This is a genomic window from Zarconia sp., from assembly GCF_057467645.1.
In genome coordinates this window covers 1-17,306 of record NZ_JBRJXU010000067.1, presented here as the reverse complement: position 1 = coordinate 17,306, position 17,306 = coordinate 1, and the positions used below count along the sequence as shown (strand labels likewise).

The following is a 17,306-nucleotide window of genomic DNA, read 5'->3' as shown; positions in this document are numbered from 1 at the left end:
AGGGTGTTGGTGAGGTGGCAACGGTTGACTACCCTCAACCGTTGTGGGGAATGGAGTATTTAGGGTGCGATCGCCAACTTCTCCTGTGAGTCGGAATCTTTCCACTCATCGCTCGGATTCGTCGCCAGCCTTTTGAGCATCAGTCGAACATGCGCAGAGGTTGACCTTGGTGGTGGCATTGGTGAGAGTTCTCTCAAAATTTTTGACTAAACTTTTACATCTTTCCATCCAAGAGTTGGTTCTTTCAATCACCCATCGGGCAATGACTGGAACAAAACCGGTTTTTTGGCGCAAATTCTTTTGCTCCTTCGAGATTTTGGGTGAAAGCTCAAACTTGATTTTAGTGTCGTACGCCGGATCGATTTTCTTCAACTCTTTCATCAAGATCTGCGGGTGGTATTCATTGTCGAGTAGAATCTTAATTTTCGCGTGGGTTTACTGGTTTGGATTTGAAGTAATCGATATTTTCCGACAACATTTCAATGAGTCCTCGATCGTCTGAAACTGAGGCTTTCGTGCAATGGCTGAAGAATGGAAATCCCAAGATGTCTACGGCTAAATGCCTCTTAATGCCGTTCGTGGCTTTGTACAAGCAAAATCCCTTTGAGCTGACACTAGCATTACAAGTATTTTTCACCGCTTGGGAATCAATGATGATTAACCTGGTCCATTTGGCTTTTTTTTAACTTGTTGACGTACTCGACCATCTTATACATCTCGAAATTGAGAATAGCGTCATTAATTAAACGAGTTTACGTGATTTCAGCGGTGTGGTATGCTAATTCCAGGGGGATAGTGTGTCTTAATTATGTACGTTTATCGATAAAAAACGAACGCGACCCCGATCTCCAAAAATGACAATTCCCCAGACTCGATCGAGAAATTCATCGCTCTGTTTTCAACTGCGAAACCCGCTCCAACGATCGAGCCGGCTGGCAATAAGTTGAGCTTGAGAAGGAAGAAATTGATAAAGATTGAAGAGCCTATACTTTTCGAGATGGGCACGGTCTGTTTTCGTAATAATCGATACTTCGAGTTTCCAATCTTTATATATAAAAGATAAAAATGTGAGTATCACGACGGTAAGGAATACAGGAATCAGATAGAGCAAGCGTTCATCTCACAGCGTTTTACTCCTTACTCCTCAATCTCTCCCATCTTTGAATTTCACCCTTGGGAGACTCTTGAGAACCGTAGAATTGACCCCTTTGAGTCATTGATGTCAGTAGTAACTTTTCTAGACAGATCGTTAGATCGGAGATAATTTAGTTAGAGTAAAAAAATAAAGTAGACCTTGAATGGATCGTTTGGAACATTCTTCCCTTGCCACCACTTTGGTTGAGCTTCTACGTTATCGGGCTATCCATCAAAGCGATCGAACCGCTTATACCTTTTTGGTTGATGGAGAAACCCAGACACTCAGTCTCACTTACCAAGAGTTGGATCGGTGCGCCCGTGCGATCGCAGCCATTCTCCAGTCGGCCGACCTCGTGGGAGAAAGAGCCGTTCTCTTATATCCTCCCGGACTTGAATACATTGCTGCATTTTTTGGATGCCTCTACGCTGGAGTCGTCGCCGTTCCCGCCTATCCTCCCAGACCCAATCGTTCTGTCGCTCGCATCCAATCCATCTTAACCGATGCCAAAGCCGTGGTTGCCCTGACCACCAGCACCGTCCTATCGACTCTCCAGAAGCAATTCCCTCTCGCGCCGGAACTGAAGAACCTAAAGTGGCTGGTGACCGATCGCCTCAACCTGAGTGTAGCCGAAAACTGGAGCGAACCTGACATTTGCAAGGAAACTCTAGCCTTTTTGCAATACACCTCGGGTTCTACCGCTGCTCCCAAAGGTGTTGCCATCACCCACCAAAACCTCATCCACAACTCAAAAGGCATTTACCAAGCCTTCGAGCATTCAGCCTCCAGCAGCGTCGTCAGTTGGTTGCCGATGTACCACGATATGGGTTTAATTGGCGGGGTGCTGCAACCCCTCTATGGTGGCTTCCCGGCGACGTTAATGTCACCGCTGATGTTTTTACAAAGACCCCTACGTTGGTTGCAAGCCATTTCTAGATACCGAGCGACCAGTAGCGGCGGTCCCAACTTTGCCTACGACCTGTGCGCTCGCAAAATTTCACCCGAACAGCTCACCGACCTCGATCTGAGTTGTTGGGATGTTGCTTTCAATGGTGCCGAACCCATCAGCCAAAAAGTGCTAGAGCAATTTGCCACCACCTTTGCCCCTTGCGGATTCCGTCAGAAAGCATTTTATCCTTGTTACGGTTTAGCCGAGGCAACTCTATTTGTCAGCGGGGGAGTCAAAAACGAAATACCCATGGTGGAAACGATTGACGCTAACGCTCTGGCCAAGCATCGCGTCGTGCAAGTGGACGCAGACCAAAAAAGTGCCAGAGCCGTCGTCAGTTGCGGTCGAAGTTTATCAGACCAGAAAATTGCGATCGTCGATCCCAAAACGTTAGAGCCTTGCAAGCCCGGAGAAATTGGCGAAATCTGGGTGTCGGGACCGAGCGTAGCACGGGGGTACTGGCAGCAACCGGAAGCCACAGAACGGATGTTTTGCGCTCGGACGGTGAATCTCGGCAGTAACGGTCATCATCACAACGGTCATAGCAACGGTCATCATCACAACGGTCACAGCAACGGTCATAGCAACGGTCACAGCAATGGTACGGGGAAATTACACCGAGACCCCGCTCGCAACCACCAAGCGTTCCTGCGTACGGGAGACTTGGGGTTTATCAAAAATGGCGAATTGTTCGTGACGGGAAGATTAAAAGATGTCATCATTATCAACGGTCGCAACCACTACCCTCAAGATATTGAATGGACGGTCGAACAGAGCCATCCCTTTATCCGACCCGGAGGCACCGCCAGTTTTGCGGTGGAAACTGAAGGAGAAGAAAAATTGGTCGTGGTGGCGGAAGTGGAGCGCAGTTATCGCAGACAGCCAAAAATGGACGTGGATTCGACCGCCGTGTCCTCAGCAAGCCATGTGGCAAATTCCCAAGAACTCCTGCGCTCGATTCGACAGGCGGTTGCCAAAGAACACGATTTACTCGTGCATACCGTACTGCCCATCAAACCCGGTAGCCTGCCCAAAACATCGAGCGGAAAGGTACAGCGCCATGCTTGCAAGCGAGATTTTATGGCACAAACCTTAAAAGTTTGGGAGAGTTGAACGGTGACCCCAACTCAGAACAAAACCCGAACGCACTGAAGTCTTGGGGTATTGCGACTTCCGAAGCGTCTAACCTGGATTATTCATCAAAAGCTCAAATCCCGATCGCGAGGGAATCTCAAAAAACACAATGTTTTTCAGGTAAATTGCCCATCTGCTTGCGAGGCAAGGGTTGGGGCGATTTTCGTCGAACCTCATGAATAATGCAGGCTAAGTGGAGAAGGTCGTTCGTAATGTTCCCTTTCCCCAGGTTCGCACTCAAGTCAATTCCGGTTGCGGATGGAATGTCTTGATTCGATCGGGTTGAGAAAGCTAAAGTAACGATCGCGCGTCGACATCTGGCAAAATCTTGCCGATTGCATCATCGATCGCGAACGGGTCGGGTTTGAAGCCTCCCCGGTACGGGAGACAGCCAATATCAATCGTCTCAAAATGAAATCCCATCACCTCCGACTCGAAGAAATTCTCAATTTTCGTTCTTTTGTTCGTTCTTGAACCCTTTTCAAGGGAAAGATTCCTATGACTGCTGCCCAGAAATTGTATGAGGGAAAAGCCAAAATTCTTTATGCCACCGATGACCCGGATATTTTACTGGCCTGCTACAAAGACGATGCGACCGCCTTTAACGCCCAAAAACGAGGACGCATCCAAGGCAAAGGGGAAATCAACTGTACCATGGCCGGTCATTTATTCCGATTGCTCGAAGAGCGAGGCATTCCCACCCATTTGATCGATTGTCCGGCTCCCGATCGAATGCGCGTTCGCTCGGTGCGTATTATCCCCCTTGAAGTGGTAGTTCGCAACATTGCAGCCGGCAGTCTGTGCAAACAAACGGGATTACCCTTGGGGACGGTGCTCACATCTCCCCTGGTAGAATTTTTCTACAAAGACGACGCTCTGGGGGACCCTCTGCTAACGCGCGATCGCTTGTTGATGATGGAACTGGCAACCCCCGAACAACTCGAACGGTTGCGAGAGATGGCATTGCAAATCAACCAGATTCTGTCAGATTTTTTCGCCACCTGCGAGATTACCCTTGTCGACTTTAAGCTAGAATTTGGTTTCAACCGTGGCGGAGAAATCGTACTCGCAGATGAAATCAGTCCCGATACCTGTCGCCTTTGGGATCGAACCCAAACCGATCGAGAGCAGCGGGTCATGGACAAAGATCGTTTCCGTCAAGATTTAGGTAATGTAGAAGCAGCCTACGAACAGGTGCTACGGCGAGTCCTGTCAGCGTTAGGCTCAACCAGTTCAACCGACAGCAGTTCGGTAGCAAACGCGATCGACACGTCTGACCGGGAAACTGAGTGAGCGCTCGATCCGTCTGACCGATCCGCATGGTGTGTGGAGGAAAGTGAAAACGTGAGTAGAATACAAGAATCTTCCGTCTGGGTTGCCACGATGGCGGCCTCGACGCTGTTGGGTGTGTCTGAAGTAACCCACGCTCGGACAATCGATCCGCTCAACCCCCAAAAAAATCAGCTCGAAGCTAAAATCCAAGACCGAAAAAGCCATTCCCAGCTCAAGTCTCTCAAGATTTATCAACTTAGACATCTGTCGGAGGCATCCAAGACGGAATCCTTAGCCGCGAAACCGGAAGCCCCCATCAAACCTGTCAAAGATGCGATCGAGTCATCCCCAGACATCCCATCGCTAGAACCTTCTAAGGTCAAACCTCAAATTCGCCTATCCGAAGCGAGCGCGGAGGAAGAATCTCTTCCCTTAGAAGCGACGGGTAATGCTTCGGAACCGACGGTTTCACTCCCCCAGACCGCATCGAGTCCGCCCGATACATCCGCTTCCGAGCCTTCTTCCCCGAAAACGGATATCCTTTCCCAAGTCCCCGACGACAGCGCGCAACCGCAAGTTCTCGTGGCCGAGGTCGAAATTCGCGGCGAACTCGCACCGGTACCGCCAGAACTCGAAGATATTGCCTACGATGCGATCGTCACTGCACCGGGTCGCACCACCACCCGCGCCCAACTCATCGAAGATACCAACGCCATCTACGCCACCGGCTACTTTGCCAATGTCGAACCTCTAGCCGAAGAAACACCTTTGGGGGTACGGGTGGTGTTTTTGGTGGAATCCAACCCCGTGGTAACGGATGTGAACGTTCGAGGCAACGAAATTCTCAGCCAAGAACAAGTCGATGAATTTTTCAGCGACCAATATGGAGAAATTCTCAACTTTCGCGAGTTTCAAGATGGAATCGATCGCCTCAACCAATGGTATCGAGATCGAGGGTACGTTCTCGCGCAAGTCATCGATCCACCCCCGATTGTCGAAGAAGGAACGATTTCTCCCCCAGCCGTTGCCCCGGACGGTACGGTTACCCTGGAAGTCGCTGAAGGGGTGATCGAAGATATTCAACTGCGCTTCCGTTCCGAAGATGGAGAATTCGTCGATCCCGACGGCAACCCGATCGAAGGTCGCACCAAGACCCACATCGTCACTCGCGAAATGCGATTGAAACCGGGAGACGTGTTCAATCGGGAGGTGTTACTCGAAGATTTAGGTCGGATCGTCCGCTTGGGCTTGTTTGAGGATGCGGAGTTCTCCGCCGAACCGGGAACCGACCCCCGCCAAGTGGTGCTGATTCTCAATGCCACCGAAGGGAGTTTCGGATCGTTCAATTTTGGGGGAGGTTTTAGCTCTTCGACGGGTTTCTTCGGGTCCGTGGGGGGTGAATTTCTCAATATTGGCGGCAATAACCAGAGATTGGGTGGTGAAGCCCAAGTGGGGACGCGGGGAACCTTCTTCGATCTTCGGTTCACCGATCCCTGGATTAGCGGCGACCCCTATCGAACCTCTTATACGATTAATGCGTTTCGGCGGCGATCGATTTCATTGGTCTTCGATGGCAGCGATAACGGCGATCGCCGGGAAATCGAACTCGATAACGGAGATCGCCCTCGGGTGCAGCGATTCGGCGGTCGGGTTAACTTTAACCGGCCCTTGTCTGACGATCCCCTCTCGAGATCGGAATGGGTCGCGTCATTGGGCTTAGAATTCCAAAACGTCTCCATTCGCGATGCCGACGGGGACATCGAACCGCGAGACGAGGAGGGTAATCGACTGTCGTTTCACGATGATGGAACCGATAATTTACTCAATTTACGATTCGCCATTTCACGGGATCGGCGCAACAGTGCCCTTCAACCGACGTCAGGTTCTTTCTTAAGTCTTAGTGCCGACCAATTTCTTCCCATCGACGGTATCTTCTTCAATCGAGTCCGGGGTAACTTCAACTACTACATTCCGGTAAAAATCACCGATTTTGATGAAGGGCCTCAAGCCCTTGCCTTTAACCTGCAAGCTGGGACGATTATCGGTCGCATGCCTCCTTACGAAGCGTTCGTATTGGGTGGAACCAATACCGTTCGGGGATTTGAGGAAGGGGATTTGGGCACCGGTCGCAGTTTTGCCCAAGCCACCGTAGAGTATCGTTTCCCCGTGTTTTCCGTCGTCGGTGCCGCTTTATTTCTCGATGCAGCAACCACCTTCGGCTCTCAGGATTCAGTCACGGGAGAACCCGGTGTCGTGCGCCGAAAACCGGGCGAAGGGATCGGCTACGGTTTCGGGATCCGCGTCCAGTCTCCCATCGGTCCGATTCGGATCGATTTGGGATGGAACGATGAGGGAGATAATCGCTTTCACTTCGGCATCGGCGAACGATTTTAGGACCGTATAGCGGTGCCCGTGAGGAGAACGGGAGGGAAAGCATGCAAGCAAATTATCAGTGGTAGGATGGTGGGGTCTCGATATTCTCTGGCCGATCGAGTCAAACAAGTACATCTTGAATGTCAATTTTCCTGGGGAGCGAGAGGAACTACCGGGGCAAAGTGCGAGCTTTGTCGCTGTTAGAACCTCTAAATTGAGGGCGCACCAGCAAACGCCGTTTAAGACCCAAACACTCTTGGGTGTAAAGGTAACGGTGAATGAAACCGGAATCGCGATCGACGCTCCCCCCGCGCCCTACTCTTTGGATAAGTGTTGGGTAGCTCGCGATAGCCTCCACATCTGACTGGGTGCGGTCCAATATATTCCTATTACCTTGATACCCTCTATGGCTCTTGCTCTTGACTCTCATCGCCCGGCTCGACGCAATCGGCAACTCAGCTCGGTTCGGACCAAAGCCCGCTCTAAAGTGACCCCAATTGCCCCAGCCAATCGTGCTGCCGCAGCCGTCCCCATTGCCACGAACGATCGACGTTCTCCCTCCACCAGAGGGATTTCACAAGAGAGACAACATCGATCGAACTCGTCCAAGCCCGTCGTCTCATTTCAACAGACCCCCTCGCAACAGCCGATGTGGTTGCAATGGCTGAGTCTCCTACAGCGAGGTTCGTCAATTTTGGGATTTGGCTTGGTCGCGACCACGTTGGCGGTCTATGGCAGTACGGTGTATTCTCAGCAGCGATGGGATGCGGCTTCACAAGAGTTAGAGGAACTCAGACGAGACGAACGGCAGTTTTTGGAAAAGATAGAATCTCTCAAACAGCAAGTTGCCGAACAAACAGAAACCTCGCAAACGGGTTTGATCGTCCCCAAGCCAGAAAACTTTCTCTATTTGAAACCCGCTTCGGCACGTCCAGTTCCAGAAAAACGCACTCCGATACCCACCTCTGACCCCTCTGCACCTATGGGATACTAAACTGAGATACGGGCACCAGAGCGATGGGAACGAGTGTCTCGATCCGCTCGATCGAGCCAGACGAGTAGCACGAAACTACAGCCACGCTCGTTCCCTCGGATTAGAAAACCTTACTAGACTCGACTCTGTCTCGATCGATGGTTCGCGGCTTTGGGTTTCGGTAAGATTCTAGAGAACCATCAAGATTCCTACCTTTCATCGTGCTGGGCGCGCAGGTCTCGGGAAAAAAGGAAAGGGTCTCAAAGACAAGCCCGATGGCGATTTGGGGAACTTAGAATTTCCCTCAATCTGTAAATACACGAGTGGGAACTGCGATATATCGAGCACAGATGAGAAAGCCGAACAAATTTGGGAAGCGTACGGGAACTTCTCGAAGGACAGCCAACAATATCCCATCGAACCGTCGCCCATCCTCCCGGCGAGATCGGAATGCTCCGGCAAGAAAACGTCGGAGACAGGCAAACGAAACATCGCCTGACCCGAGATCGAAGTCTTTGCATCACCAGAAACCCATTGCTTTACAACCAGAGCGTCGAGTTCGTCGCTCTCGTCGTTCGCCGAAAAATTCTCAGTCTCCGTCTCGGGTTGAAGCGCATGGCATCCAGTCCCCATCAATCCAGGCGCGACCCTCTCAATTCCGACTCGTTCTCGTCTGGAGTATTTTGATTGCCGCTGGACTAGTACTGATGGCGAACTTATTTGACTTGCAGGTCGTCCGATCGCACCAACTGCAACAAATGGCTCGAACGCAGCAGCAACAAGCCACCCCCACATTTGTCCCCCGGCGTCCGATTGTCGATCGTCAAAATAACATCCTCGCGGTCGATCGACCCGTCTACAGTTTGTACGCTCACCCCACCCTCTTTCGCCTCTCCCACGAAGATGTCGCCAGGGAACTCGCCCCAATCTTAAAGCGTTCCGCCCCGGAGTTGGTTAAAGAACTCTACTCGGCACCGAGCGGGATTCGGTTAGCGGATTTTATCAGCGAAGCGACTGCCGGCGAAATTCAACGCAAATGGATTGACGGATTGGAATTCATCCATCATTCGGCACGTCACTATCCGCGATCGGAATCGGTTCCAGAAGTCGTGGGATACGTGAATTTTGATGGAGAGGGACAAGCAGGGATCGAGCTAAACCACCAAGATGAACTCAAACGCTCGATGGAGGAGATCGGTTCGAGCGACACCGAAACCGGATCGATCGATCGGAGCGCTCGTCCCTTCCTGCAACTCGACGATCTCCGCCTCAAACTGACCATTGACAGCCGCTTGCAACGATTGGTGCGTCCCGTCCTCGAAGAAGGGGTATGGAATTGGGGGGCAAAACGCGGAACTATCATGGTGATGGACGCGCGGGATGGTTCGCTGTTGTGTATGGTGAATACGCCCTCCTTCGACCCGAATCGCTACTTCGATGCCGATCTGGCGAGTTTGAAAAATTGGGCGTTGACCGATCTCTACGAACCTGGCTCGACGTTCAAGCCAATTAACGTGGCGATCGCCCTAGAAGCGGGTGCCATTCAACCGAATAGTAGCTTTTACGATCCCGGTCAAATTTTTGTCGATGGCTGGCCCATCGGCAATGCCGGACGAGGTGGATTCGGTCAGATCGATATCACCGACATTATCAGCGTCTCGAGTAATATCGGCATGGTTCGGATTATGGAGCAAATGTCCGCCTCCGATTACTACAACTGGTTGGAAAAGCTCGGGCTCGAGGATATCTCCCACATCGATCTGCCCTTTGAGATTCCCGGTCAACTCAAATCTCGAGAGCAGTTTATCGGCTCTCCCGTGGAAGCGGCAACGACGGCTTTCGGTCAGGGGTTTGCCATTTCTCCCATTCAGATGCTGCGCCTGCAAGCCGCCCTCGCCAATGGCGGCAAGCTGGTGGCTCCTCATACCGTAGCGGGTTTGTTTGATAGTGAAGATCGACCGCACTGGCAGCCCGATGTACCTTCTGCGGTGCAAGTGTTCTCTCCAGAAACCACTCGCAGCGTTTTAGAGATGATGGAAGCTTCTGTCGAGTACGGGACGGGGCAAACAGCCTACATTCCGGGATATCGCATTGCCGGAAAAACGGGAACCGCTCAGAAAAGTACCTCCGGTGGCGGCTACTCCGACTCGGCGATCGTCACCAGTTTTGTGGGCATTATTCCAGTAGAATCTCCCAAATACGTGGTCCTGGCGGTGGTAGACGAGCCGAATGGAGGGTCGGGTGGAGAAGTCGCCGCCCCCATCGTTAAGTCCGTCATGGAAATTCTCATCGGTCTGGAAGGAATTCCCCCTGCGGATGTGCGGTAAGAGTGAGTTAGCTTAAAAACTTCGAAACCTGCTTCTAAACACCAGTACTCAACTCAGTGTGTAGAAACAGGTTCGATAGATTGACCCGATTGGCCGTTCGCTAGGTGCGCTTTAACAGTCGGTCTATGCAGATCGATCCACCAAGGTCAATCCCTCAGAATTATTCTCGTTGGTGTTACGTTGACTCTTCGGAGGTATAATTTTGGCCGGGATTCCTACCGCTGTGGCTCCGGCAGGAACATCGCACAGTACAACTGCATTCGCTCCAATCTTGGCATGATCGCCAATGGTCACGGGACGCACGATCTTGGCTCCCGCACCAATATCGACGTGACCGCCAATGGTGACGCCACCAACAATCGTTACTTGCTGAAAAATCATGCAATTGGGTCCGATTTTGACACGGGGATCGACCACAATTCCATTGGGGTGAAGTAGTCTGAGTCCCCCAGAAAATTTCCAGTCCAGGGGAATATCAGTCCCGCTCACTGTACTCCAAAACCTATATTGGAGTACAGTGAGCACTTTAAAAATCGAGCCGAAGGGTCCACCGCGACTTTTCCATTTTTGATACTGGCGGATGGATTTAAGGAGTTGGCGACTCGGGTCCCACCAACATCTGAGTTCTTCTCGGGTCCAGTCTGGCTCTGTGGCTGAAATTGGATGGGTTTGTATTTTGGAAACTGGAGTAAGTGGTGTAACTTGACTAGTAGACTGCATGGCAATAGTTAAATTGATTGAACGACTCCGCGGAGAATTCTCAATGAAGAACTAAAGTATGGGGCACTATCCTTTCTGTACGGAGCTGACAAAAGAGCATCCGCAAGGAGAACACCCAACGTGCGAAAATGTTTCGAGAAGATATTCGTTGGCAATGGTAAAAGATATAGCTCTCTGGAGAAGTCCTCTAAATCCGAAAAACCTAGAGGACGATCGACGATCGTGATGCCAGCGAAACCGTATGAATACGGTTGTTAGCTTTTGTAATATATATAGTTTATTCAAAAACTTTCCGCTCTCGATCGCAAACTTGCAAAGAAAACTCTGATTTATGTGAAGTTTTCATAAAATCTAGTGATTTTCCGGACAGTGTCTCTTGCCGGAGCGTTATCCAACAAAAGCCAACTCTCACAGAGCCCAATTTTGCAGAAAAACCACATGGCACCGAACGGGGTATTGGACCGTTTCTCGATCGGCGTCCGTTGTGGGAGCTGATTCGCCCCGATCTTCAAACAAAAAGCTGGATGCGCCAATACGATCGCTCCAGCTCTAAATTGAATCAATACAGATGTAAGGGACTTGTGGGTGAATAACCATTAGTATTAGTGAACGATTAAGAAGATCGATCGTTTGTCAAGCCCCAGATTTATAGTCATTCTGAATAAAAGTGGTACAGTTTCAGAGTCGGTTCGACCCGAATAATCGAGGTTTCCGTGAATCCTGGTGTCCCATTCTTATTCGGAATGACTATAGTGTGACGACTCGATTGACTATTGAGATTTAGACGGTTTCCGATGACCGACTAATGCTCCAACTTGCGACCCAATCGCGTACCATACCCCATACCCCACACCCCTTGACCAATGGCACAGAAGCAAAACCGCCTCACCAATGGTTCATAACAGACCCATCACGTTACTTAGCTTCTAGAATGCAGGTTGTCTGGTGGGTACTTGATTTCTTTGCAAATCCCGAATGGAGGCAAGGACGAGAAAACGGCGATCTCGCGCCATTTCTACAACCTACTCATGCCCGTTCTGGGAATCATTCGGTCCAGCCACCATTTGCAAGACAAAAGGTTGACCGTCTCGATCGTGATACTTATCCGCCCAATGCCGGACAATTTCATCGAGTTCCGCTAAAGCGTCTTCTATGCGCTCTTCGGGAATATCCAACTCCTCTAAAACCCGCATCGTTTTCGGCGTGCGCTGCGCCCAATCCCGCATCATCCGGAAGTAGCGAGCGGTATCCTCCACCATAATGTAAGTACGCTCTTCCTCATCTGCCGGAGAGTAAAACGCACGAGTGAGGGCGTAGAGGGGCATTCCCCAGGGAGAGTCTACGCGACTGACGGTTCCCGAATAAATTAACCGACGCTTGATATGTTCGGCGAGTGCTTCGCTCAGAGGCATCCGCCGTTCGGGGGGCAAATCTTCTTGAGAGCGAGTGTGTAAAAACTCGATCAACTCCATAAATTGGAACGAGTTGATGGCTTGAGCATCTGATAAGTTATCCGGGAGCTTACGTTCGAGCTGCCGCTTTTCTTCAGAAGTGAGGCTGGTTCCGGCAATACGGGGCTTGCCGGGCATCCAAGGATATTTTTCGAGCCAGACGTAGGGAAACTGGATCAGGTAGCGCGGTTCCTGAGAACCGAGCATTTTGAGTAATTTACCTTCCGTGAGCGCTTGTCGGACTTCTTCAACAATGACCTTTACCCGTCTGGGCTCGATGTGGTGCAAGTGACCGGTCATGCGCAAGTTTTGCCCTTGCTCTAAATAGGTCATATAAATCGCGCACTTGGCTGCTGTCGCCGCCGCATCCAAGAAAGCACCGTGCCGATGACCGCTCGTTCTCATGGCACTAAAGGCCAGATACAGTAAGATTTGATCCATCGCACTGGGGCTAAGGCGTTCGATCAAATCGACATCGTTACTCATTAAAGTCCCCAAATCTTCTCTTTTGGGAGGTTTCACGTCCCCCTCCATTTAATTCTAGTTGTGTACGATCGTTGCCAGAACGCCGACCTCGCATGGGTCGGTTTTATTAATTAGGTTAAGTTGACGATGCACACCTGCTCATTACCTATCCGTCGAACGAACTCGATTTAGATAGTCAGCATTTTTAACCTAAGATATTCTCTTATACTCATATTAAATAATATAAGCCGATCTTGAAAATTCTCCAACTCGCGCGTCAAACCCTCGTCAGGAAAACAAGGGGGATACACGAACTAGGTTAATGATTCATTTAAGCCAAGCTGCCGTTCGGGAACTCAACCGACTCAAATCCAGGCAGAATCACGAAAACGTCTACTTCCGGATCGAGGTTGAAGCGGGTGGGTGCTCTGAGTTTTTCTATGCGATGAGCTTCGTGACCGCTGCAGAATCCGACGATCGCGTTTTTCAATGCGAAGGGCTAGAAACCCTCATCGATCCCGTCAGCGCCCGCTACGTTGAAGGCTTGACCATCGATTATTCTGAAGATTTGATGGGGGGTGGCTTTCGCTTCCACAATCCCAATGCCACTCAGACCTGTGGCTGTGGAAACTCGTTTGCGATCGAGGAGTTAGACGAGAGTTAATGTCAATTGCTAAGACCGCCCGCGATACCCAAGCCTTAATAGCAGAGGTCGACCTCGCCGATTCGTCTGATGCCCTCCTAGAAGCGGTGGAAGACTTGGCAGCCGCGGGTTCGACGGCAGCGACGTCCAAACTGATTGAAGTCCTCGGCTACAACAATCCCGGCGCTGCGGTGGCGGCAGTCGACGGACTGATACAAATCGGCGAACCGGCCGTCATCCCCCTGCTCGAACAACTCGACGGTTACAACTACGGCGCGCGGGCTTGGGCCGTTCGCGCTTTGGCGGGCATTGGCGATCCCAGAGGATTGGATATCTTGCTGAGTGCCACCTCCGACTTTTCTCTAAGCGTGCGACGGGCGGCATCGAGGGGGTTGGGAACGATTCGCTGGCAAGAAATGGAATCCGATCGCATTTTGGAGGCTCAGACTCGGGCGCTGCAAGCTCTGCTGCAAACCTCGCAAGATCCCGAGTGGGTGGTGCGTTACGCGACGGTGGTGGGATTGCAGGGATTGGTCCAAGCCGCGAAGTGTCCAGAGACCTCATCGGCGATTTTGGCGCAATTAGAAGAGATGGGTAACCGCGACGCGGAAGCTGCCGTAAAGGCCCGTGCCGTTATGGCTCTCGATCGACAACCGTCCCAAACTTAACCCCGAGTTGCGCCAGCCACCGACGGTAAGCTAGAGAGGCTCGATCGCCGGGTAAATGAACTTGCGATCGCCGATCTAAGGGTAAGCGCGGGGGTCGGAGGGATTCTACGATCGGGATATCTTGGCGCACCACCGTATCTTGAAACTGGCGTAACTCCGCTTCGGGCAACTCCATCGAGTAGTTCATGGCAATCCACATCCATCCCAAACAGACTTCTTCTGCAATGGGGGTGACCGCAAAGAAAATGGCCAAACGACGGTCAGAAGACTCTTTGACGAAAGAGGCACTCAGGGGTCGCCACACTCGGTAGTGATAAGTGACTTCACCACCGATGCCCGTACCATCGGGATCGGGTTGCCAAACTCGAACGTTACTCAAACAGATACCCATTTCGTCGATATCCACTCGATAGTCTTTGAGTGCAGGTCGATTGCGATCGCCGAGCAACCCATCGTGAACGAAGGGAAAGTGAGACACGTCGAGAAAGTTTTCCATGGCGAGCAAACCGCTGGCGCGATACCGGTACGGACCGCACAGGAATTTACGGTAACTGGGATCGTCCCATTCTGGGAAGGGAGGAATATCCCTCGAGTCAGCCCCGTCTCCGAGATTGACCCACAATAAGCCGTACCGTTCCCGAGTGGCATAAGTAGACGCGCGCATCTGTGAGGGAGGGGAGAGACCCGGATGAGTCGGAACGCGGACGCACCGCCCGGAGAAATCGTAGGCTAAACCGTGATAGGGACACGCGAGGGTGTCGCCATCAATCGCACCTCCAGAGAGTCTCGCGCCTCGATGAGGACATCGATCGTCCCATGCCATCCATCGATCGCCTCGATGCCACAACACCAACTCTCGATCGAGCAAGGAAAAAGATCGCACGCTATCCCTGGGAAAGTCCTGGAGGGAAGTAACAACATGCCAATCATCGAACAGCGGATCGACCATACTTGATAACGCTACGCGCTCGGGAAAAAAGAGAGATTCGATCGCTAAATTGTCAATGATTCACACTCCAATGTCAATCGACTTCTCCTCCGAAAGGGTTAAAGTGCAATAGAATCAAGTTCGATGCCGAAGTCATGAATTTACTTTACCTTTCCCCCTTCCCCTTTAACCCTTAACCTTTCCCCTTTTTTCTCGAGAGATCTAATTGCTAAAAATTTTGAGCCGTTCTGGCATCACCGATAACTGAACCCGCGCGCCGACGGGCAGGCTAGCAGAAACTGGAGTGCGCGCGTGTAATTCCTGTCCGGAGGGAGTTAGGAGGCAATAGCGGTTTTCCCGCCCGAGAAATTGTCGATCTCGAACGGTGGCGGCCCCGGAGTCATTGGCTTCGATGGTCAAATCTTCCTCGCGAATCATCACCTCTCCCGTTTCGCCCACGGTATGACTGGCGGTACTCGCTTCAAAACAGCCCACCTCCGTTTCCCACATCCGACCGTTGCGTTTGGCCCACAGGAAATTAGCTTGGGTAACAAATTGAGCGACAAATCGGGAAGACGGTTCTTGGTAAACTCCTTCTGGAGTATCGAGTTGTTCGAGGCAACCCTCTCGCATGACCCCCACCACATCGGAGATAGCCAGGGCTTCTTCGCGATCGTGGGTGACGAAGATCGCTGTCGTTTCAGTCGCTTTGAGAATTTTGCGAATTTCGTTGCGCAGGTAGATGCGCACTTGCAGGTCGAGATTGCTCAGGGGTTCGTCGAGGAGCATCAGCACGGGACGGGGGGCCAGGGCGCGGGCGAGGGCGACGCGCTGGCGCTGACCTCCCGATAACTCGTGGGGATAGCGATTTTGAAGACCTTCGAGTCCCACCAGGGCGATCGCATCGAGGACTTGGGCTTTGATGAGGGCGGGTTGCTTCACTTTTTGTTTTAAGCCGAAAGCAACGTTTTCGCCCACGGTGAGATGGGGAAAGAGAGCGAACTCCTGAAAGACCATCCCGATCCGACGCCGTTCTGGGGGAACGCAACAGTTGGGAGCGGCGACCCGCTTGCCGGCGAGGGAAATCGTGCCAGCATCCGGTTGCTCGAATCCGGCGATGGAGCGTAAGAGTGTTGTTTTCCCACATCCGGACGGCCCGAGCAGTGCGAGTATCTTACCTCGTTCGAGGGTGAGGGTGATATCTTTGAGGGCAGCTGTCTGTGCTTTGGCAAACAGTTTGCTTACGCCCTCTAGTTGCACGAGCTTATCGGTCACCAGCAATTCTTCCTTTCGAGCGGCTGTCGTTCATTATCCCCCTAAATTATAAAGAATCTCAATTGTTTGACAAAATTACGTAGAAGCACGTAACTAAAAGATTCTAAAATAATTGCGACTCATTCTTCAATAAACCGATACGACTTCAATTGAAGGCAATGCACAGGAAGAGATTGGGTTCGATCTCTCAGGGTCGCACGGGGTCTGTGGAAGCTTTCCGATCTAGAGCAGCAACGGTTGTGGGGGATAAAAGTTTCAACTCAATTACACCAAAAATAGAGCTATGTTGCATTCGTAATTGTACGACCGCGATCGTACTGAATTTTGCCGTCGGACCGATTTGTTAATTGAACCGCATCAATAAAAAAATAATCCTTACAGCTTGACAAGACAAAAAGAGTTGAGTTAAATATCTTCTTGTAAGTAATTCTCATCTATTAATCGCAAACAAGTCAAACGTCGATCGCCATCATCAAGATCGTGGCAAGTCGGGAAGCCAACGAACCCAATTTAAAAGCGATCTATCCATATATACAGCAATCGACCTGAGTACAGCTCAATTTCGTCCAAAGCGATCCAGGGATCGAGCGTCTCAATCTCGCTGCGATGGCATGAGAGAACAGGATACAACAAACCGTTGGTGTGAGAGAGATCGGTAAAATGAATTCCAAAAGCCTCGAATTTTGCTGGCGAGTTTCCCCCCTGGTGGTGGGACTTGCTGTCCTCGCCTCCGGAACGACCGTACGAGCGGCGTCCGAACCGGGCAACCTCAAAGGGATGTCCAAGTCTGCGCCCCTAACGAGCGACCTTGAGGGGTTTGTTGCCCCCTCAGCGGTTGAAAAACTCGCTCAAGTGACATCAGTCGACGAGTTATCCCAACTGCAAGAAGAAGACCAATTACAATCCCAGGTGACTTCGGTCTCCCAACTGTCTGACGTACAACCCACCGATTGGGCATTCCAAGCCCTGCAATCCTTGGTGGAACGCTACGGT

The 17,306-nt window shown here is 51.3% G+C and carries 13 protein-coding genes and 1 pseudogene; 8 read left to right on the top strand and 6 right to left on the bottom strand.

From position 1 onward, the window contains the following. Positions 1 to 105: 105 nt before the first annotated feature. The gene (locus tag AC2215_RS10100) at positions 106 to 381 is read right to left on the bottom strand and encodes a hypothetical protein (protein ID WP_486809860.1); all 276 of its coding nucleotides are present in this window, start codon (positions 379 to 381) and stop codon (positions 106 to 108) included. A 37-nt stretch (positions 382 to 418) separates the two neighbouring features. Then, positions 419 to 637: a hypothetical protein gene (locus AC2215_RS10095; RefSeq protein WP_486809859.1), complete on the bottom strand. Its 219-nt coding sequence runs from the start codon at positions 635 to 637 to the stop codon at positions 419 to 421. A 661-nt stretch (positions 638 to 1,298) separates the two neighbouring features. Here AC2215_RS10095 and AC2215_RS10090 point away from each other — a divergent pair. From AC2215_RS10090 to AC2215_RS10070, 5 genes are all read left to right on the top strand, one after another. Further along, complete coding sequence (locus AC2215_RS10090) at positions 1,299 to 3,197, top strand: fatty acyl-AMP ligase (protein ID WP_486809858.1); 1,899 nt, start codon at positions 1,299 to 1,301, stop codon at positions 3,195 to 3,197. Positions 3,198 to 3,716: 519 nt separating this feature from the next. Then, entirely contained in the window at positions 3,717 to 4,511 is a 795-nt protein-coding gene (gene purC / locus AC2215_RS10085; protein ID WP_486809857.1) for a phosphoribosylaminoimidazolesuccinocarboxamide synthase, read from the top strand. Positions 4,512 to 4,562: 51 nt separating this feature from the next. After that, entirely contained in the window at positions 4,563 to 6,884 is a 2,322-nt protein-coding gene (locus tag AC2215_RS10080; protein ID WP_486809856.1) for a BamA/TamA family outer membrane protein, read from the top strand. 385 nt (positions 6,885 to 7,269) lie between these two features. Next, positions 7,270 to 7,857, top strand: coding sequence for a hypothetical protein (locus AC2215_RS10075; RefSeq protein ID WP_486809855.1), 588 nt, complete (start codon positions 7,270 to 7,272; stop codon positions 7,855 to 7,857). Between the two features lie 686 nt (positions 7,858 to 8,543). Next, positions 8,544 to 10,163 carry a peptidoglycan D,D-transpeptidase FtsI family protein gene (locus tag AC2215_RS10070; RefSeq protein WP_486809854.1) on the top strand — a complete coding sequence of 540 codons (1,620 nt, stop codon included), beginning with the start codon at positions 8,544 to 8,546 and terminating at the stop codon, positions 10,161 to 10,163. A gap of 123 nt (positions 10,164 to 10,286) precedes the next feature. Here the strand turns inward: AC2215_RS10070 and AC2215_RS10065 are convergent, their stop codons facing one another. Next, positions 10,287 to 10,544, bottom strand: coding sequence for a serine O-acetyltransferase (locus AC2215_RS10065; protein ID WP_486809853.1), 258 nt, complete (start codon positions 10,542 to 10,544; stop codon positions 10,287 to 10,289). Positions 10,545 to 11,905: 1,361 nt separating this feature from the next. Further along, positions 11,906 to 12,820 (bottom strand): heterocyst differentiation master regulator HetR, encoded by a 915-nt coding sequence (hetR, locus tag AC2215_RS10060; RefSeq protein ID WP_486809892.1) that lies wholly within the window; start codon positions 12,818 to 12,820, stop codon positions 11,906 to 11,908. Between the two features lie 301 nt (positions 12,821 to 13,121). Here hetR and AC2215_RS10055 point away from each other — a divergent pair, with 301 nt between their 5' ends. Both AC2215_RS10055 and cpcF read left to right on the top strand, forming a co-directional pair. Beyond that, positions 13,122 to 13,463, top strand: coding sequence for a HesB/IscA family protein (locus AC2215_RS10055; protein ID WP_486809852.1), 342 nt, complete (start codon positions 13,122 to 13,124; stop codon positions 13,461 to 13,463). Then, complete coding sequence (gene cpcF, locus AC2215_RS10050; RefSeq protein WP_486809851.1) at positions 13,463 to 14,110, top strand: C-phycocyanin alpha-cysteine-84 phycocyanobilin lyase subunit CpcF; 648 nt, start codon at positions 13,463 to 13,465, stop codon at positions 14,108 to 14,110. The genes AC2215_RS10055 and cpcF overlap by 1 nt, the downstream gene beginning before the upstream one ends. Here the strand turns inward: cpcF and AC2215_RS10045 are convergent. Both AC2215_RS10045 and AC2215_RS10040 read right to left on the bottom strand, forming a co-directional pair. Continuing rightward, entirely contained in the window at positions 14,076 to 15,059 is a 984-nt protein-coding gene (locus AC2215_RS10045) for an aromatic ring-hydroxylating dioxygenase subunit alpha (RefSeq protein WP_486809850.1), read from the bottom strand. The two genes, cpcF and AC2215_RS10045, sit on opposite strands and share 35 nt — an antisense overlap. A 201-nt stretch (positions 15,060 to 15,260) precedes the next feature. Continuing rightward, positions 15,261 to 16,316, bottom strand: a complete 1,056-nt coding sequence (locus AC2215_RS10040) for an ABC transporter ATP-binding protein (RefSeq protein ID WP_486809891.1) — start codon at positions 16,314 to 16,316, stop codon at positions 15,261 to 15,263. A 657-nt stretch (positions 16,317 to 16,973) separates the two neighbouring features. Between AC2215_RS10040 and AC2215_RS10035 the strand changes: the two are divergent. Next, positions 16,974 to 17,306 (top strand): annotated as a pseudogene (locus AC2215_RS10035) (iron uptake porin); the annotation flags it as partial.